Source organism: Bacteroides sp. OF04-15BH, from assembly GCF_003477995.1.
In the GTDB taxonomy this organism is placed as follows: domain Bacteria; phylum Bacteroidota; class Bacteroidia; order Bacteroidales; family Bacteroidaceae; genus Paraprevotella.
Map to the genome: position 1 here is coordinate 319 of NZ_QUEM01000115.1, position 250 is coordinate 568.

Sequence of the window (250 nt, forward strand, 5' to 3'; positions counted from 1 at the left end):
ATAACCAGTTCATCTTCATAGACGACCACGCCGAAAACCTGAAGAACTTCGAGCAGACCGCCCGGAACATGCAATCGCTCTCCCGTTATTCCCGTGCCAACCAAGTGAACAAGGAATGGATAGACGAGTACCTGAACGAAGCGCACAGCAAGGGGCTTGTATCGGTGCGCTGCCACTGCAACGTCATGGCATGGAGTGACGACCGGGAAGAACTCAAACGCATACGCAACGATGTGGGAAGCCAGCTTGC

The 250-nt window shown here is 54.0% G+C and carries 1 protein-coding gene; it reads left to right on the plus strand.

Annotated elements, in window-relative coordinates; all coding sequences use genetic code 11:
- A partial coding sequence (locus DXA74_RS16845; RefSeq protein ID WP_233550601.1) for a hypothetical protein occupies positions 1-250 on the plus strand: 250 nt, incomplete at both ends.